At 67.8% G+C, this 17,888-nt stretch carries 20 protein-coding genes; 12 read left to right on the top strand and 8 right to left on the bottom strand.

Going from position 1 to position 17,888, the window contains the following annotated elements; all coding sequences use genetic code 11:
- The first annotated feature begins 18 nt into the window (after window positions 1-18).
- The 4 genes from SLQ33_RS28235 to SLQ33_RS28220 all read left to right on the top strand — a co-directional run bounded on the left by SLQ33_RS28235 (window position 19) and on the right by SLQ33_RS28220 (window position 2,281).
- Window positions 19-915: a glucosyl-3-phosphoglycerate synthase gene (locus SLQ33_RS28235; RefSeq protein ID WP_319457310.1), complete on the top strand. Its 897-nt coding sequence runs from the start codon at window positions 19-21 to the stop codon at window positions 913-915.
- Window positions 916-973: 58 nt separating this feature from the next.
- Window positions 974-1,348: a DivIVA domain-containing protein gene (locus SLQ33_RS28230; RefSeq protein WP_319457218.1), complete on the top strand. Its 375-nt coding sequence runs from the start codon at window positions 974-976 to the stop codon at window positions 1,346-1,348.
- Window positions 1,345-1,935 carry a DNA-3-methyladenine glycosylase I gene (locus tag SLQ33_RS28225; RefSeq protein WP_319457217.1) on the top strand — a complete coding sequence of 197 codons (591 nt, stop codon included), beginning with the start codon at window positions 1,345-1,347 and terminating at the stop codon, window positions 1,933-1,935. The genes SLQ33_RS28230 and SLQ33_RS28225 overlap by 4 nt, the downstream gene beginning before the upstream one ends.
- Before the next feature lie 178 nt (window positions 1,936-2,113).
- On the top strand, window positions 2,114-2,281 hold the full coding sequence (locus tag SLQ33_RS28220) for a DUF3117 domain-containing protein (protein ID WP_003406247.1): 168 nt from the start codon (window positions 2,114-2,116) through the stop codon (window positions 2,279-2,281).
- 7 nt (window positions 2,282-2,288) lie between these two features.
- Here the strand turns inward: SLQ33_RS28220 and glgA are convergent, their stop codons facing one another.
- Entirely contained in the window at window positions 2,289-3,452 is a 1,164-nt protein-coding gene (gene glgA, locus SLQ33_RS28215) for a glycogen synthase (protein ID WP_319457216.1), read from the bottom strand.
- 135 nt (window positions 3,453-3,587) lie between these two features.
- Between glgA and glgC the strand changes: the two genes are divergently transcribed.
- Together glgC and SLQ33_RS28205 are read left to right on the top strand one after the other, a co-directional pair.
- The gene (gene glgC / locus SLQ33_RS28210) at window positions 3,588-4,802 is read left to right on the top strand and encodes a glucose-1-phosphate adenylyltransferase (protein WP_319457215.1); all 1,215 of its coding nucleotides are present in this window, start codon (window positions 3,588-3,590) and stop codon (window positions 4,800-4,802) included.
- A gap of 164 nt (window positions 4,803-4,966) precedes the next feature.
- Window positions 4,967-5,875, top strand: coding sequence for an SAM-dependent methyltransferase (locus SLQ33_RS28205; RefSeq protein WP_319457214.1), 909 nt, complete (start codon window positions 4,967-4,969; stop codon window positions 5,873-5,875).
- A gap of 1 nt (window position 5,876) precedes the next feature.
- Here the strand turns inward: SLQ33_RS28205 and SLQ33_RS28200 are convergent, their stop codons facing one another.
- The 7 genes from SLQ33_RS28200 to SLQ33_RS28170 form a co-directional block, all read right to left on the bottom strand.
- Window positions 5,877-6,467: a DUF4126 domain-containing protein gene (locus tag SLQ33_RS28200; protein ID WP_319457213.1), complete on the bottom strand. Its 591-nt coding sequence runs from the start codon at window positions 6,465-6,467 to the stop codon at window positions 5,877-5,879.
- 16 nt (window positions 6,468-6,483) lie between these two features.
- On the bottom strand, window positions 6,484-6,675 hold the full coding sequence (locus tag SLQ33_RS28195; RefSeq protein WP_319457212.1) for a hypothetical protein: 192 nt from the start codon (window positions 6,673-6,675) through the stop codon (window positions 6,484-6,486).
- A gap of 58 nt (window positions 6,676-6,733) precedes the next feature.
- The gene (locus SLQ33_RS28190) at window positions 6,734-7,408 is read right to left on the bottom strand and encodes an isoprenylcysteine carboxylmethyltransferase family protein (RefSeq protein ID WP_319457211.1); all 675 of its coding nucleotides are present in this window, start codon (window positions 7,406-7,408) and stop codon (window positions 6,734-6,736) included.
- A gap of 10 nt (window positions 7,409-7,418) precedes the next feature.
- A complete protein-coding gene (locus SLQ33_RS28185) occupies window positions 7,419-9,062 on the bottom strand; it encodes an ABC transporter permease (protein ID WP_319457210.1) in 1,644 nt (547 codons plus the stop codon).
- Complete coding sequence (locus SLQ33_RS28180; RefSeq protein ID WP_319457209.1) at window positions 9,059-9,985, bottom strand: ABC transporter ATP-binding protein; 927 nt, start codon at window positions 9,983-9,985, stop codon at window positions 9,059-9,061. The genes SLQ33_RS28185 and SLQ33_RS28180 overlap by 4 nt, the downstream gene beginning before the upstream one ends.
- Before the next feature lie 3 nt (window positions 9,986-9,988).
- A complete protein-coding gene (locus tag SLQ33_RS28175) occupies window positions 9,989-10,642 on the bottom strand; it encodes a TetR/AcrR family transcriptional regulator (protein WP_319457208.1) in 654 nt (217 codons plus the stop codon).
- Between the two features lie 170 nt (window positions 10,643-10,812).
- Window positions 10,813-11,460, bottom strand: a complete 648-nt coding sequence (locus tag SLQ33_RS28170) for an O-methyltransferase (protein ID WP_319457207.1) — start codon at window positions 11,458-11,460, stop codon at window positions 10,813-10,815.
- A gap of 174 nt (window positions 11,461-11,634) precedes the next feature.
- Here SLQ33_RS28170 and sigE point away from each other — a divergent pair, with 174 nt between their 5' ends.
- The 6 genes from sigE (at window position 11,635) to tatB (ending at window position 17,881) form a co-directional block, all read left to right on the top strand.
- A complete protein-coding gene (gene sigE, locus SLQ33_RS28165) occupies window positions 11,635-12,429 on the top strand; it encodes an RNA polymerase sigma factor SigE (RefSeq protein ID WP_319457206.1) in 795 nt (264 codons plus the stop codon).
- An 88-nt stretch (window positions 12,430-12,517) separates the two neighbouring features.
- On the top strand, window positions 12,518-12,913 hold the full coding sequence (gene rseA / locus SLQ33_RS28160) for an anti-sigma E factor RseA (RefSeq protein WP_319457205.1): 396 nt from the start codon (window positions 12,518-12,520) through the stop codon (window positions 12,911-12,913).
- 57 nt (window positions 12,914-12,970) lie between these two features.
- A complete protein-coding gene (locus SLQ33_RS28155; RefSeq protein ID WP_319457204.1) occupies window positions 12,971-14,407 on the top strand; it encodes a S1C family serine protease in 1,437 nt (478 codons plus the stop codon).
- Window positions 14,408-14,409: 2 nt separating this feature from the next.
- Window positions 14,410-15,903 carry a S1C family serine protease gene (locus SLQ33_RS28150; protein ID WP_319457203.1) on the top strand — a complete coding sequence of 498 codons (1,494 nt, stop codon included), beginning with the start codon at window positions 14,410-14,412 and terminating at the stop codon, window positions 15,901-15,903.
- Between the two features lie 84 nt (window positions 15,904-15,987).
- Window positions 15,988-17,475: a S1C family serine protease gene (locus tag SLQ33_RS28145; protein ID WP_319457202.1), complete on the top strand. Its 1,488-nt coding sequence runs from the start codon at window positions 15,988-15,990 to the stop codon at window positions 17,473-17,475.
- Window positions 17,476-17,479: 4 nt separating this feature from the next.
- Window positions 17,480-17,881, top strand: a complete 402-nt coding sequence (gene tatB / locus SLQ33_RS28140) for a Sec-independent protein translocase protein TatB (RefSeq protein WP_319457201.1) — start codon at window positions 17,480-17,482, stop codon at window positions 17,879-17,881.
- Window positions 17,882-17,888: the final 7 nt, after the last annotated feature.

Here is a 17,888-nt window from a genome sequence, read left to right as displayed (position 1 = left end):
GTCGCACGCCATCCGTGGATGGCGACGCACAGCTTCGGCCGCCCAACGTGGTCCATCGCCGAACTCGAGGCGGCCAAGGCCGGACGAACCGTGTCCGTCGTCCTGCCCGCGCTCAATGAGGAGGAGACCGTCGGCAGCGTCGTCGAGACCATCACACCGCTGCTGGGTGGGCTCGTCGACGAGCTGATCGTGCTGGATTCCGGCTCCACCGACGAAACCGAGATCCGCGCGATCGCGGCAGGTGCGCGGGTGATCAGCCGCGAGGTCGCGCTGCCCGAGGTCGAACCGCAGCCCGGCAAGGGTGAGGTGCTGTGGCGTTCGCTCGCCGCCACCACCGGCGACCTGGTGGTCTTCGTCGACTCGGACCTCATCGACCCCGACCCGATGTTCGTGCCGAAGCTGCTCGGTCCGCTGCTGACCACCGACGGCGTACACCTGGTCAAGGGCTTCTACCGGCGCCCGCTGAAGGTCAGCGGTAGCGAGGACGCCAATGGCGGCGGGCGCGTGACCGAACTGGTCGCCCGGCCGCTGCTCGCCGCGTTGCGCCCCGAACTGACCTGCTTGCTGCAACCGCTCGGCGGCGAGTACGCGGGCACCCGCGAACTGCTGACGTCGGTGCCGTTCGCGCCGGCGTACGGCGTCGAGATCGGGCTGCTGGTGGACACCTACGACCGGCTCGGGCTCGATGCCATCGCCCAGGTGAACCTCGGGGTGCGCACGCACCGCAACCGGCCGATCACCGAACTGGCGGCGATGAGCAGGCAGGTCATCGCCACTCTGCTGTCGCGCTGTGGCATCCCGGACTCGGGCGTCGGGCTCACCCAGTTCTTCGCCGACGGCAACGACTACACCGCCCGGACGTCGACGGTGTCGCTGGAGGACCGGCCGCCGATGATGACCCTGCGGCCGCGATAACCGGCACCGACCCCAGCTTGGTGCCGGCCTGTCGGCCGGTTAGGGCAGGATCGACGTCGTGACCATGATTCTCCTCTACCTGGTCGTGTTGATCTTGGTGGCCGTCGTGCTGTTCGGCGTGGGCAGCGTGCTGTTCGGGCGCGGCGAACGGCTGCCACCGTTGCCTCGCGGCACCACCGCCACCGTGTTGCCTGCCTCGGGGGTCACCGGCGAGGACGTCGACGCCCTGAAGTTCAGCCAGACCCTGCGCGGCTACAACACCAGCGAGGTCGACTGGGTACTCGACCGGCTGGGCCAGGAGCTCGACCTGCTGCGCGGCGAGCTCTCCGCGGTGCATGCCGCGTACGGCGTCGAGCCCGAGCCCGAAAGCGACGGAGAGGTTCGGCACGAGGGTGCACACTCATTGCCCGACGACGGACCCGAACAATCGTGACGGACGTCGTCGCGGACGGGAAGACGCGCTGCGGGTGGGCTGTCGCCGCCGGATCACGGCCTCCCACAGCCGATTCCATCATGTACCGCGACTACCACGACACCGAGTGGGGCCGCCCGCTGCACGGCGGGCAGGCGTTGTTCGAGCGCGTGTCGCTCGAGGCCTTCCAGAGCGGCCTGTCGTGGCTCATCATCCTGCGCAAGCGGGAGAACTTCCGTCGCGCGTTCAAGGGCTTCGACGTGGCGAAGGTGGCGCGCTTCACCGACAAGGACGTCGCGCGGCTGATGGCCGACGAGGGCATCGTCCGCAATCGGGCCAAGGTCGAGGCCACCATCGCCAACGCGCGGGTGGCGGCCGACATCGACCTCGACGAGTTGCTGTGGTCGTTCGCGCCGCCGCCGCGGCCCCGCCCCGCGCAGCTGTCCGACGTGCCGGCCACGAGTCCCGAGTCAACGGCGATGGCAAAGGAACTCAAGCGACGCGGATTCCGGTTCGTCGGTCCCACGACGGCGTACGCGCTCATGCAGGCCACCGGAATGGTCGACGACCACCTGGCCGCGTGTTGGGTGCCTTCGCCCGGGGCGTAGCGCGGCCCAGAGGGCCGTCAGCCGAGCACATCGCCGGGTCTTTGCACACTCAAGCCCGCGGATAGGGAACAATGGGGCTAGTTCAGATGCAGTTCAGCGCCGGGAGCTGTCGACGGGTGGGGTTCTCGGTCTCGACCGGATCCGTTGATGGGCCCGGCTCATGTGGAGGGAGCACTCGATGGCGGCGATGAAGCCACGGACCGGCGACGGTCCGTTGGAGGCAACCAAAGAGGGTCGCGGCATCGTCATGCGAGTACCGCTCGAGGGTGGTGGGCGGCTGGTTGTCGAACTCACCCCAGACGAGGCCGCCGCACTCGGCGACGAGCTCAAGGGCGTCACGAGCTAGCGAAGTGCTACCTGGAGACCTTTCGGTAGATCTCCAGAGTCTGTTCGGCGATGTGCGCCCAGGAGAATTCGTCGATGCATCGCTGCCGCCCGGCCCGCCCGAACCCGTCGGCCCGAGCGGGTTCGGCCACTAGGGCGTTGACGGCAGCGGCCAGTTCCAGTTCATACCGTCCGGTGTCGGCCTTGGTGTAGTGCACCAGCAGCCCGGTCCGACCGTCCGCTACGACCTCCGGAATGCCCCCCACGTCCGAGGCGACGACGGCCGTGCCGCATGCCATCGCCTCGAGATTCACGATGCCCAGCGGTTCGTAGACCGAAGGGCAGACGAACACCGTTGCCGCCGTGAGGATTTCGCGAATCTTGTCGGGAGCCAACATTTCCTGGACCCAGAACACCCCGGCGCGGTGGAGCGCGAGCGCCTGCACGGCCGTAGACACCTCGGCGGCGATCTCGGGCGTATCGGGGGCGCCGGCGCACAACACCAGCTGCACGTCGGGTGCGAAGTGGTGGGCGGCCGCGACGAGGTGCGCGACCCCCTTCTGGCGCGTGATCCTGCCGACGAACGCCACGATGGGCTTGCTCGGGTCGACGCCGAGGTCGGCGAGCACCGAACCCTCGGCCGACGGTGGCGCCGGATACCAGGCGTCGGTGTCGATCCCGTTGCGGACGACGTGGACGCGGTTGGGGTCGAGTGCGGGATAGGTGCTCAACACGTCGCCGCGCATGCCCTCGCTGACGGCGATGACCGCGTCGGCGCCTTCGACGGCGGTGCGCTCGACCCACGACGAGACCCGGTAGCCACCGCCCAGCTGTTCGGCCTTCCACGGGCGCATCGGTTCGAGCGAATGCGCCGTCAGCACATGGGGAATTCCATGCAGCAGCGCGGTGAGGTGACCGGCCAGCCCCGTGTACCAGGTGTGCGAGTGCACCACCGTTGCCGCGGCGGCGTCGTTGACCATGACGAGGTCGGCCGACAGCGTCGTCAGCGCCGGATTGGCGCCGTCCAACGCCGGGTCGGGTTTGGCGACGAACACATCGGATCGGGGCTGCCCCATGCAGTGCACGTCGACGTCGCACAGGTGTTTCAGTTGCGCGACGAGTTCGGTCACGTGGACCCCTGCGCCGCCGTAGACCTCTGGCGGATACTCCCGCGTCATCATGGCCACCCGCATGGCTACGACCGTAGTGGACCGGCCTGGCCCTCGCGGCCCGCTGCGCCAATTGCGTTGACCGCCAGCCCGACCGAAACGCGCGGTCAATCCCGCGAATGGCTAGCCGCGGTCCCTGGTGGCCGATAGGTTTGGACCATGAGGGAATTGCCACAGGTGCTCGGCATCGTCCTGGCCGGCGGCGAGGGCAAACGGCTCTACCCGCTAACCGCGGACCGCGCGAAGCCGGCGGTTCCCTTCGGCGGCGCCTACCGGCTGATCGACTTCGTGCTGTCGAATCTGGTGAATGCGCGCTACTTGCGGATCTGCGTTCTCACGCAATACAAGTCGCATTCGCTGGACCGGCACATATCGCAGAACTGGCGGCTTTCGGGGCTTGCGGGGGAGTACATCACCCCGGTTCCGGCGCAGCAGCGGCTCGGCCCGCGGTGGTACACCGGCTCGGCCGACGCGATCTACCAGTCGCTGAATCTGATCTACGACGAGGACCCCGACTACGTCGTCGTGTTCGGCGCGGACCACATCTATCGGATGGACCCCGAGCAAATGGTCCAGTCCCACATCGACAGCGGCGCAGGCGCGACGGTCGCCGGAATTCGGGTGCCCCGTGCGGAGGCCACCGCCTTCGGCTGTATCGACGCCGACGATTCGGGGCTCATTCGCGAGTTCGTCGAGAAGCCCGCGGACCCGCCGGGCACACCGGACGACCCGGAGCAGACGTTCGCGTCGATGGGCAACTACGTCTTCACCACCAAGGTGCTCGTCGATGCGATCCGCGCCGACGCCGACGAGGATCACTCCGATCACGACATGGGCGGCGACATCATTCCGCGGCTGGTGCGTGACGGCATGGCCGCCGTGTACGACTTCAACGCCAACGAGGTCCCTGGAGCCACCGAACGCGACCACGGGTACTGGCGTGACGTCGGGACGCTCGACGCGTTCTACGACGCGCACATGGATCTGGTGTCGGTCCATCCGGTATTCAATCTCTACAACCGGCGCTGGCCCATCCGCGGCGAGCCGGAGAACCTGGCGCCTGCGAAGTTCGTCAACGGCGGCTCGGCGCAGGAGTCGGTGGTCGGTGCGGGCAGCATCGTATCGGCGGCGTCCGTGCGCAATTCGGTGCTGTCATCCAACGTGGTGGTCGACGACGGCGCCATCGTCGAGGGCAGCGTGCTCATGCCGGGCGTGCGCATCGGCCGCGGCGCCGTGGTGCGTCACGCGATCCTGGACAAGAGCGTCGTCGTCGGTCCCGGTGAGATGGTCGGCGTCGACCCCGAGAAGGACCGCGAGCGGTTCGCCATCAGCGCCGGCGGCGTGGTCGCCGTCGGCAAGGGCGTCTGGGTATAGCCCCCGGTTCCTCCGCGAGCGTGCGTCTGCTCCGCGACACGCCGCTCACACTGGCATTTTGTGCACGCTCGTCCGGTCTGCTCAGCACCTGTCTCGCCGGTCGCCTTCAATTAAGTTATAGTGGCTAAATATTAGCTTAGTTAATCTTTGGTCGAGAGGGCGCGATGCCACGCACGGATGACGACACCTGGGATCTCACTGAGGGAGTGGGCACGACCGCGACGGCAGTGGCGGCCGCCCGTGCACTGGCCTCTTGCCGCCCGCATCCGCTGATCGACGACCCGTTCGCACGCCCCTTGGTGGCTGCGCTCGGAATCGAGCACTACGTACGGGTGGCAGACGGTGACACCGGCGACGACGCCGCGGGTATCGACTGGGATGCCGTCGCTGACGGCATGGCGGTGCGCACCCAGTTCTTCGACGAGTTCCTCACCGATGCGATGACGGCCGGCGTGCGGCAGGCGGTCATCTTGGCGTGCGGACTCGACACGCGTGCGTACCGACTGGCGTGGCCGCCTGGGACCACGATCTATGAACTGGACCAACCGGGTGTCGTCGAGTTCAAGGCACGCACGATGTCCGACCTCGGCGCAGCGCCGGCTGCGGACGTGCGCTGCATTGGCATCGATCTGCGGGACGATTGGCCGAATGCGTTGCGGGTAAACGGCTTCGACGCTGCGCAGCCGACGGCCTGGATCGCCGAAGGGCTGCTCGGCTACCTCCCGCCAGAGGCTCAGGACCTCCTGTTCGACAACGTGACGGAGTTGAGCGCGACGGGAAGCCGATTGGCCACCGAATGGCATCCGGATCTGTCGGTGACAGCCACGCCCTCGTCGACTGAAGTAACAAGGGCTGAACGAGACCGCTCGAACGGATCCGACATCCAGGACCCGGCGGACATGATCTACTTCGGCGAGCGCAGCGACGTCGAGGAGTACCTCACCGCGGCCGGGTGGAACGTCGCGACGCACACCTTCGCGGCGCGCGCCGAGGCCAACGGGATCGCGTATTCCACCGACGAGTCGGTGGCCGGCCTCTTCCGGGCGCACCTGACTGCGGCGATCCTCGGCTGAGTCAGCCGGTCGGCGCTGCCGCGCGGCGGCGCCGCCGTCGCCAAAGTGCGAACGCCGCCCATGCGATCAACACCAAGCCCACAAGCACGAGCACGGGCAGCAGGATTGCGGCGAAGACCAACCCGACGCTGGTGACGTCTTCGACGGTGCTCAATACCGGGGCGGCCAATCCGGCGGTCGCGACGTTGGCCACCGGCCGTACCGCCGTCTTCGTCAGGTGCATGACCAGTGCCACGACGACCCCGATCGCGATCGGAATCCATTGGCCCGACGTGACGAACGCCCCGGGATCGGCGACGGCGGCCGTCTGCGACGCGGTGCCCGCGCCGAACACGATGCCTCCGGCGGTGGGGCGGACGACGGTCTGAATCGCGTCGTTCACGCTGTCGAGCGCGGGGATCTTGTCGGCGACGATCTCGACCGTCAGCAGCACGGCGACGATCACCATCACCCAGCCGTTCTCCAGCCACGCCCAGCCCGGCGGCAGGTTCACCAGCTCGGTGAACCGGGCGAGCAGCCCCATCGCCAACAGCGGGATGTAGGCGTTGAGTCCAGCGGCGCTCGCGAGCCCGAGCCCGGTGAGCAGTTCCATCGAATCAGTATGAGCTCTAGCGGTCGCGTCGCGGCGGCCTTGCGTGCGGCGGCACTTTCGGCGTGTTGGCCACGGTCCGACCCTTGCCCGCGACGGTGGCGAGCGCGCGATAGCAGCGTGGGCATACCGGTTTGCCCTGAATGTTGACGGTCCAACTCTTGCCACCACCGGGGCATGGCTTGTCGATGGCCGCGTCTCGTTGTGACACGTTCACGCACGCTACCTTGCCGTGCGTACCGCGAACACGTTCGCGCGGCGCGGCGAACTCACCACACGTAGGGGATCAGCCGAGACCGGACGTGGGTGGTGTACTCGCGATAGCCGCCCAACTGCTCCGTGAGTAACTTCTCCTCGTCGACGATCCGGGCCGCCAGCACCGGTACCCCTAGGGCCATCGGGATCATTCCCCAAAGTGAGTCGAGCGCAAGGGGAGTACCGAACATCATGATGAGTGCGCCAACGTACATCGGATGACGAACCAGGCCGTAGAGACCGGTCGAGACGAGTGGTTGGTCGGCCTCCACGGTGATGTTCGCCGAGGCGTAGGAATTCTGGATCACCACGAGCTGTGCGAGTACGAGGCCGACGGCCACCAGCACGTTGCCGATCCAGACCACGGGCAGTGGCACAGACGACCAGCCGAACCGATGGTCGAGCGCGCTGACCACGAGTAGCACGACCACCATGAGAACCGTCGCGCTGATGATGATCCGTTGTACGGGACGGGTTTCCGCCGTGGGACCGGCGTTGAGTCGGCGCTGCAGGGCGGCCGGATTCGTGACCGCGAGGTAGAAACTTGGAACGATCGTGGCCAGCATGAACACCGCGATGAAGACCCACGCCTGCCAGTAGTGGAACGTCCCAGCGGGCACGAACAGTGCGAGCCCGAAGAACAGCAGGCCGGCCAGCGTCGATGCGATGGTTTGAATGGCGAGTTTCACTTCGTCCTCCTCAGTGAAGGTCGCGACGCCGAAACGCCGTGACACCCAATGCAATCAGTGCGACGTCGATGGCCAACAGCCATATCAGCGGAGTGGCCGAGAAGTCGTCGGAACCCACGCGCGGGGTATGTGCGAACGGTTCGAGGTCGAGCAGCCATTGCGGTGAGTTAGCCAGCGAGCCAAGCAGATACACCGCGATGAACGTGACCAGAACTCCCCACGCGACGGGGGTGAAGCGCGGGACGAGCCCGAACAGTGCGACCGTGATGGCCGCCATCGACCACACCGCGGGCAGTTGCACCGCCGCGGTGCCGAGCACGACGGGCAGCGTGCCTGCGACGTCGTCCGCGGCGGCGCCGTAGGTGAGCCCGGCGACGAGGCCCGCGACCATGATCGCGGCGGCCGAGCCGCCGAGCGCGATCAGCAGATGGCCGGCCAGCCACCGGGTGCGGCTCACCGCTCCGGCCAGCAGCGTCTCGGCGTGCTGGCTGGACTCCTCCTGATGCGGTCGCAGCGTCAGCGAGATGGCGAACGCGGCAGCCACCATGCCGAGCATGCTGAACGCGACGGCGACGAACGCCTGCTCCATGGCATCGGTACCGCCGAGCCGAGACACGATGTCGTGTGCGGTGGCGCTGTTGCCGATCTCGTCACCGATGCCATTGACGACGCTGCCTATCAAAATGCCGTATCCGATCAACCCGATCGTCCACAGCACCAGAGCGCCGCGGCTGAGCCGCCACGCCAAGCCGGTGGGCCCGTGCAGGCCGGCGCCGGCGCGGGGCGGACCGGGCCGGTCGGCGATCAGCCCGGCACCGAGGTCGCGTCGGGCCAGCAGTTGGTAGGCCAACGCAATCAGCACCATCGTCGTCGCGATGGGCAACAGCAGCACCCAGAAGCGATCTCCCGCATACGGGCGCACCTGCAACGCCCAACCCAGCGGCGAGAACCACGACAGCCCGCTGGCCGCGGAGCTCGCGTCTCCCACGGCGCGCAACGTGAATGCCGCCGCCAGCACGCCGAATGCGGCGCCGCGGGAGAACCGTGCGCTCGGGGACAGTTGAGCCGTCACGGCGGCGACGGCGGTGAACACCAGGCCCGTGCACGCCAGCGCCAATCCGAAGGCCAGTGAGCCGGTCGCGGGAACGTCGAGCGTCAGTAGCCCCGCGATGCCGATGGCGCCGGTGAGCAGCGACGCGCCGCAGGCGAGCATCAGCGCCGCCGTGAGGCTGGCGTAGCGACCGACGGCGGTGGAGTCGACGAGCTCCGAGCGCCCGGTCTCCTCGTCGGCGCGGGTGTGCCGGATCACCGTCAGGATGACGGCGACGGCGATCAGCACATGGAACATGCCGGCCTTCCAAATGCCGGTGGCGCCAAGGCTGTCGCCGTAGACGTTTCCGTACAGCGCCCGCTGGGCGGGACTGGCCATGATCGACGCCGCGAAGTTGGCCCGGTCGGCCTGCGTGGGATACACGGCCTCGACGCTGCCGACGTACACCGTGGACAGCGGGACGGAAAGCAGGAGCACCCACAGCGTTGCGACGATGCGGTCGCGACGAAGGTAGAGCCGAAGCAGCCCAAGGGTTCCCGAGAAGTTCGAGCCGCGCGGCGGAGCCTGATGGGCGGGCTGGTGCGGCCTGTCCAGGACGGTCATGCGGTCACCTTCTCCGGTTCGGACTCGCCCGTGTCGTAGTGGCGTAGGAAGAGCTCCTCGAGCGTGGGTGGCTGGCTGACGAGGCTGCGCACCCCCGCATTGCCGAGCGCCCTGATCACCTCCGCGAGGCTCTCCCCATCCACCTGAGCGCGCAGCGTGTGGCCCTCGAGGCTGACGTCTTCGACACCCTTGATTCTGGCCAGATCGCCTGGGTCGCCAATGAGTTCGGCCTTGATCGAGGTTCGGGACAGATGCCGCATCGACTCCAACGTTCCGCTCTCGACGGTCTTGCCCGCGCGGATGATGGTCACCCGTTCGCACAGCGCCTCGGTCTCGGCGAGAATGTGGCTGGAGAGCAGGACGGTGGCCCCGCGGTCGCGGGCTTCTCCAACGCACTGTTGAAAGACGTTCTCCATCAACGGATCCAACCCGCTACTGGGCTCGTCCAGCAGGAGCAGCCTGGCCCGCGAGGAGAAGGCGGATACCAACGAGACCTTCTGCCTGTTGCCCTTCGAGTAGGTGCGGGCCTTCTTGGTGGGGTCGAGGGCGAACCGTTCGATGAGCTCCGCGCGACGCTGTTCGTCGATGCCGCCGCGCATGCGGGCCAGCATGTCGATGGTCTCGCCGCCGGTCAGCGTGGGCCATAGCGTGACGTCGCCTGGTACGTAGGCGATGTCGCGGTGCAGGGCGACGGCGTCGGCCCACGGGTCGCCGCCGAGCAACCGGACGGTGCCCGCGTCGGCGCGCATGAGGCCGAGCAGGATCCGGATGGTCGTCGACTTGCCCGCGCCGTTGGGTCCGAGGAAGCCGTGCACCTCGCCTTCGGCGACCGTCAGGTCGAGTCCGTCGAGTGCCCGAACCGACCCGAAGTTCTTCGTCAGGTTCGAGACCTCGATGGCGTTGGCGCCGCGGTTCGTGGTCATGGATCACTCCTCTTTCGACGTGGGAATGGGCTTGCCGGTTGCTTGCTGGGCGGAGAACGCGTCGTACATGGTGGAGTCGGTCAACAGCCCATGCGTGTAGACCTCGAGCGAGGGCAGCATCATGTCCTGCGCGTAGTCGTGCAGCACGGTGCGAATGTCCGTCGGGTCGTCGTGCATCTGCAGATAGAGCAGGAAGCCGCCACCGCCGGTCATCGCCAGGAAGTGCGCTCTGGCCTTGGGGTCGTCGCTGGGCTTGATGGTGCCGGCCTGCACGCCCTCTTCGATGTATTGCTCGGCATTGTCGATCATGGTGCGCCACAATGACTTCGCCAGCTCGCCGCCGGTCTGCATGCTGCGGACCAGGTAGCCCATGAGCGGCGCGAACGACTCCATCTCGGCGACTTGTCCGAACCACGCGGCGGGGTCGGAGGTCTGCAACGACTCGCTCTTGGCGGTGCGGACGGACTCGGCGATGAATTCGTCGCACGCCTTGCGCAGACCGTCCTTGGATCCGAAGTGATGAATCACCAGCGCGGCGCTGACACCCGCGGCCTTCGCGATGGCGCGCAGGCCGACGTCGAACCCGTGCTGGCCGAACTGTTCGATCGCCGCGTCGCGAATCCTCGCGGTCGCAGTCAGATCGTCCGCTGAACGCATGTTCAACAGGCTAAACGCGCGTTCAGCGCGTGGTCAAGGATCAACGCCGTCAAGAACCCGTAAAGATGCGCCGAAATCCCGTTCCCTGTCGTTAACTCACGCGCTCAACGACAGGGAACGGGATTTCGGCGAAAGGTGAGGGCCGAACGGGGAGCGGCGAGGAAACGGGGTTAGTCGCGGGCGGCGGCCAGCAGGCCGTCGCCGAGGGGAATCAGGACCGGAGTCAGGCGCTCGTCCTCGGCGATCAGCCGGGCGGCCTCGCGGACCGCGCCGACCTCCTTGTCCGTGGCGGCAGCGTCGCCGGCGCGCCCACCCAGTGCGGCGCGGTGAATCACGATCGCCCCGCCGGAGCGCAGCAGACGCACCCCTTCGATGACGAACTGTGGCTGGTCGAGCGGTTCGGCGTCGATGAACACCAGGTCGTAGGAGTCGTCGGCCAGCCGCGTCAGCACGTCCTGCGCCCGCCCGCCGATCAACCGGGTGCGCGACGCGCCGATGCCCGCCTCCGAAAACGCCTGCTTGGCTAGCCGCTGATGCTCGGGTTCGACGTCGATCGTGGTCAAAACGCCGTCCTCGCGCATACCCGACAGCAGCCAGAGCCCGCTGACGCCCGCGCCGGTGCCGACTTCTACGACGGCCTTGGCGCCCGCCACCTTGGCCAGCACGCTCAGCAAGGCGCCAACTGCCGGGGTGACGGCTCCGGCGCCGCTGTCGTCGGCACGCTCTCGCGCGGCGGCCGTGATCGCGTCCTCGGATATCGACTGCTCGGCGTGGGTGACGATCGCCTCAGCACGGCTGGAGCGCGTGTCGTCGACCATGCCCGCAGCGTAGAGCGAACGCGCGGCGCCGGTAGAGCGACACGCCCGCGCGGCGCGCCGCAATCACGCCGATACGAGCCGGTTTGCGCAGGTCGAGTCGGGGCCACCCGCATTCTCAGGAAAAGTTCAGGTCGCTCATATGCGGACCTCACCAGGGTCCGCGACGGTATCCGCATGGAAAGTCGCGGAGTATTCGGCGCAAGCTCGCAATCCGGGAACAACCGCGTCGACTTTTCCGTTGCGGATTGTGTAGAGCCTTCGGCTCAGGCTGAGGGCTGCACAATCGATTTGGAGGATACGACGACCACCACCACGATGGGCCCCGTGTTCATGTCCCACCTCGAGCAGGCTGGCTCGCAATCGGGCGAGGCGGAGTGGTTCGAGCCTTCCGAGGAGCTGACGGGCACTGCGGTGTTCGACGCCACCGGCGACAAGACCACCATGCCGTCGTGGGACGAGTTGGTTCGTCAGCACGCCGATCGCGTCTATCGGCTGGCCTACCGCCTATCCGGCAGTCAGCACGATGCCGAGGACCTGACCCAGGAGACGTTCATCCGGGTGTTCCGCTCGGTGCAGAACTACCAGCCCGGCACGTTCGAGGGCTGGTTGCACCGCATCACCACCAACCTGTTCCTCGACATGGTCCGGCGCCGCAACCGCATCCGCATGGAGGCGCTGCCCGAGGACTACGACCGCGTGCCCGCCGACGAGCCGAACCCCGAGCAGATCTACCACGACTCGCGGCTCGGGCCCGACCTGCAGGCCGCGCTCGACTCGCTGGCGCCGGAGTTCCGCGCCGCGGTCGTTCTGTGCGACATCGAAGGACTGTCGTACGAGGAGATCGGCGCCACGCTCGGCGTCAAGCTGGGCACCGTGCGCAGCCGCATCCACCGTGGCAGGCAGGCGCTACGCGACTACCTGGCCAACCACTCGACCGAATACCTCGACGCCCAGGCCAAATCGGCCTGACGTCGCGCGTGTGGTCAGCCGCCCGTCGCGCTACATTCGAAGGTGTAACGCCGCCTTGAGCTACAAGTGATCAGAGAGGAGCTGGGTGATGGCCGACCCCGGACACGTGTTCCGTCGGGCGTTCTCCTGGCTTCCCGCTCAATTCGCCTCCCAGAGCGACGAGCCGGTCGGCCCGCGCCAGTTCGGCTCCACCGAGCATCTGTCCACTGAGGCCATCGCGGCGTTCGTCGACGGTGAATTGCGCATGTCGGCCCATCTGAGGGCCGCCCATCATCTGTCGCTGTGCCCTGCGTGCTCCGCCGAGGTCGACGCCCAGGGCCAGGCCCGCGCGGCGTTGCGGGACTCGTGCCCGATTGCCGTACCGAGTTCATTGCTCGGGTTGTTGTCCCAGATCCCGCATCATGCCCCGCCGGAACCTCCCGTGGAGCAGATCGATCCGCAGTTTGCTGACGGGGTTCCGCGTGCCCGGCGCAAGCGCCGTTGACGTGAACGAACCCGTCCGCCCATCGAGGCGGACGATTCATTTGGAGAGTGAACACGGGTGACCAACGACGACCAGTCCGCCAACAGGCCCCGCTTGGAGGCGCGCCCGGTGACACGGCCGGCCGTCGACCCCGCGGCCACCCGTGCATTCGGCAGGCCGGAGGGTTTCACGGGAGCCTTCCTCGGACGCGACCACTGGAGCGATCAGGGCGACTCCGCGCCGACGAACCAGCCTCCCGGTCCGGTGCTGGCCGAGTCGTTCGCCGCTTCGTCGGCCGACCTCTCCGACTCGCCCGCTGAGCCGCTGCCAGCCACCGCCGTCGCGTTGGCGGAGCCGCCGACGCCCGACGCGCCGCTCCCGGTCGCTCCCGCCGCTCAAAGACTTGGGCTGCGCGACGCGCTGTTCGGCCGAAAGTTGTCGTGGGTCGCGCTGGCGCTTTTGGCCATCGTCGTCTTGGTGATGGGCCTGCTCGGCGGATTCGTCGGACGCATGACCACCGAGGTGATGACGGCGTTCACCACGCCGAAGGTGGACTTGGCGCCCGCCGACCCCGCCGACTCGCCGCAGCGCGGGTTCGCCGCGGTGGCTGCCGCGGTGGCCGATTCGGTGGTGACCATCGAAGCCGCCAGCGACCAGGCGCTCGCTCAGGGGTCCGGTGTCGTCATCGACGGGCGCGGCTACATCGTCACCAACAACCACGTCATCTCCGAGGCCGCCACCAATCCGGACCAATGGACGCTGACGGTGGTGTTCAACGACGGCAAGGTGGTCCCGGCCAACCTCGTCGGCCGGGACCCCAAGACCGACCTCGCCGTGCTGAAGGTCGACAACGTCGATGACTTGACCGTCGCAAGACTCGGTGACTCCGACAAGCTGGTGGTCGGGGAAGAAGTGGTCGCCGCGGGCGCGCCGCTGGGACTGCGCAGCACCGTCACGGTCGGCATCATCAGCGCGCTGCACAGGCCGGTTCCACTGTCCGGCGACGGATCGGACACCGACACCGTGCTCGACGGCGTGCAGACCGACGCGTCGATCAATCACGGTAACTCCGGCGGCCCGCTCATCAACATGAACTCAGAAGTGATCGGCATCAATTCCGCGGGTAAGTCGTTGTCGGACAGTGCAAGTGGGCTCGGCTTCGCGATTCCGGTGAACGAGGTGAAGTTCGTTGCCGACGCATTGATCAGGGACGGCAAGATTGCCCACCCGACGCTCGGCGTGGCCGTCGGGTCGGCGGAGGACACCGAGGGTGACGACATACCGGACAGCGGCGCACTGGTCACCGAGGTCACCAAGGGCGGCCCGGCCGACAAGGCCGGCATCAAGAAGGGCGACGTCATCGTCAAGGTCGGCGACCGCACCGTCGCCGACTCCGACGAGATGGTCGTCGCCGTGCGTCGGCTCAAGGTCGGCGTGGATGCGCCGGTCGAGGTGGTGCGTGACGGTCACAACGTCGTGCTCACGATCAACCCCGACCCTGACAAGAAGGCGTAGCGGTGACCAATCAGGACCAGTCAGGGAGCGCCCCCCGCTTGGCGCCCCGCCCGGTCTCGCGGCCGCCCGTCGACCCCGAGGCCACGCGGGTATTCGGCAGACCGCAGGGCTTCACGGGCTCGACCATCGCCACCGATGAGCAGCTTGGCCGCGGAGAGTTCACGCCCACGAGCCACGAGCCGGCTCCCGAGGTGGCCGAGGCGTACGGTCGCCACGCTCCCGGCGAGACGTTGCAACGTCCCCCTGGCGATGCTGGCGCATCGGAGACCGACCGGGATGGCGGCCCTTCGGATTCGGAGGCCGACCCGTGGCGTGACGCGTCGGCCACCCCGTCGTGGGGGACGCCCGCGGTGCCCAAGACCGCACCCGTCGCGACGGCGGCACCCACCGGCAAGGTCGGCGTGCGCGGCTTGCTGTTCGGCCGCGGGGTGTCGTGGACCGCACTCGGACTCTTGGCGCTGATCGCCTTCGTGCTGGGCCTGGCCGGTGGAATCGTTGGCCGGTCCACCACCGACGTCAAGGCCGCGCTCACCAGCCCCAAGGGAGTGCTCGAGGCCGCGGACAACTCCTCGCAAGAGCCAACCAGCAGGTTCGCAGCGGTGGCTGCCGCCGTGGCCGATTCGGTGGTCACCATCGAGGCGAAGAGCAAACAGGTCAGCGAGCAGGGGTCCGGTGTCGTCGTCGATGGGCGCGGCTACATCGTCACCAACAACCACGTGGTCTCCGACGCCGCCAACAACCCGGACAAGTTCAAGCTGACGGTCGTGTTCAACGACGGCAAGGAAGTGCCGGTCACGCTCGTCGGCCGGGATCCGAAGACCGACGTCGCGGTGCTGAAGGTCGACAACGTGGCCAACCTGAGTGTCGCGAAACTGGGTGACTCCGACGCGCTGAAGGTCGGGGAAGAGGTGGTTGCCGCGGGCGCGCCATTGGGGCTACGCAGCACCGTCACCCACGGCATCGTCAGCGCGCTGCACAGGCCCGTTCCGGTGTCGGGCGACGGGTCCGACACCGACACCGTCATCGACGGCGTGCAGACGGACGCACCGATCAACCACGGCAACTCCGGTGGCCCGCTCATCAACATGAACTCCGAGGTCATCGGTATCAACACCGCGGGAAAGTCGTTGTCGGACAGTTCGAGTGGGCTCGGCTTCGCCATTCCGGTCAACGAGGTCAAGTCCGTTGTCGACGCGCTGATCAAGGACGGCAAGATCGAGCATCCGACGCTCGGCCTGACCGCCCGATCGGTCAGCAACGCGGTGGCGACGGGTGCGCAAGTCGCCAACGTCAAGGTCGGCGGGCCCGCGGAACGGGCGGGGATCCTGGAGAACGACATCGTGGTCAAGGTTGGCGACCGCACGATCGCCGACGGCGACGAGATGGTCGTCGCCGTGCGGCAGCTGAAGATCGGTCAGGATGCGCCGGTCGAGGTGGTGCGCGACGGCCGCCGGATGGTGCTCGTGGTCAACCCTGCCCCGGACACGAGTCCGTAGCAGGCTTCGCGTCGCACGCGTCGGTAAAGTGAAGAAACCAGCCGCGTCGGCCCACAGACGCTTCGATGGAGAGAGTGAATTCGGGTGACCAATCAGGACCAGTCCGGCCCTCGTCTGCCGCCTCGCCCGGTCTCGCGCCCGCCCGTCGACCCCGCTGCCACCCGCGCCTTCGGCCGGCCGAAGGGATTCACGGGTTCGTTCCTCGGTTCGGACCAGTCGGCCGACCAGCGTGAGTTCACGCCGACCCAACGGTCCTCCGACCCCGTACTCGCCGAGGCGTTCGGGCGCAACGGTGCAGTAGACGCACTGCAGCGTCACCCCGCCGACGCCGGCGGGATGGCCGCCGAGAAGGTGCGTCACCTCCCCGACGAGGTCGTCGACCCCTGGCGCGACCCGTCGGCCGCCCCGTCGCTCGGCGCGCCCGCAGTGCCCAAGACGCCGTCCGTCGACGCCGTGGCCGCGCCCGCAGGCAAGCTTGGCGTGCGCGACGTGCTGTTCGGTCGCAAGGTGTCGTGGATCGCGCTTGGTGTCGTGCTGCTGGTCGCGGGGGTCACGTGTCTGGGCGGCGTGCTGGTCAGTCGATACTCCGCTCAGGTCATGGCGGCATTCACCACCTCGAAGGCGACGGTGGCGACCGACGGATCGGCCGACGAGCCGACGGACAGATTCAGCAAGGTGGCCGCCGCCGTGGCGAATTCGGTGGTGACGGTCTACGCCACCTCCGCCGACCAGAAGGGTGTCGGCTCCGGCGTCGTCATCGACGGCGATGGCTACATCGTCACCAACAATCACGTCATCTCTGATGCCGCGAACAACCCGAGCCAGTTCAAGATCTCGGTGGTGTTCAACGACGGCAAGGAAGTGCCTGCCAACCTGGTCGGCCGCGACCGCAAGACCGACGTCGCGGTGCTGAAGGTCGACAACGTGGCCAACCTGAGTGTCGCGAAACTCGGTGACTCCGACAAGCTGCGGGTCGGAGAAGAGGTGGTTGCGGCGGGCGCACCTCTGCAGCTGCGCAACACCGTCACGCGCGGCATCGTCAGCGCGCTGCACCGCCCGGTGCCGATCTCCGGTGAGGGCTCCGACACCGAAACCGTCATCGACGCCGTGCAGACCGATGCGTCGATCAACCACGGCAACTCCGGTGGCCCGCTAATCAACATGAACTCAGAGGTCATCGGCATCAACACGGCGGGAAAGTCGTTGTCGGACAGCGCGAGTGGGCTTGGCTTCGCCATTCCCATCAACGAGGTCAAGTCGGTCGCCGAATCCCTGATCAAGGACGGCCAGGTTTCGCATCCGGTGCTCGGTGTCGAGGCTACGTCCGTAAGCAACTCCGCGACATCCGGTGCCAAGATCACCAAGGTGACCCAGGGGGGTCCCGCCGACCGGGCCGGGCTCATGCAGAACGACGTCGTGGTCAAGGTCGGCGACCGCCCCGTCGCCGATTCCGACGGGTTCGTCGTTGCGGTGCGCCAACTCAAGGTCGGGCAGGACGCGACGATCGAGGTGATGCGCGACGGTCGCCCGGTCACGCTGACGATCAAGCCCGACCCGGACAAGTCCTCGTAGCGCCATGTTCGCGAACGTGGGCTGGGGCGAGATGCTGGTGCTGGTGGTCGCCGGCCTGGTCATCCTGGGTCCCGAACGCCTACCGGGCGCCATCCGCTGGACCGCGGGCGCGGTGCGCCAGGCGCGCGAGTACCTGACCGGCGCGACGAGCCAGCTGCGTCAGGATCTCGGTCCCGAGTTCGAGGATCTGCGCGCGCCACTGTCCGAGCTCCAGAAGCTACGTGGCATGTCGCCGCGGGCGGCCCTGACCAAGCACCTGCTCGACGGTGACGACTCGATCCTCACCGGCAACTTCGACAAGCCCGTGTCCCCGAATGGGCCGACGCCCGTGCCCCCGACGCCGCCCGTCGAGCAGCCCGCGCCCGATCCGTCGAAGGCCACCCCGTTCGATAGCGACGCGACCTGACCGAGGG

It is taken from the genome of Mycobacterium sp. RTGN6, assembly GCF_033804605.1.
Classification (GTDB): domain Bacteria; phylum Actinomycetota; class Actinomycetes; order Mycobacteriales; family Mycobacteriaceae; genus Mycobacterium.
This window is presented reverse-complemented; position numbering and strand designations above follow the sequence as displayed.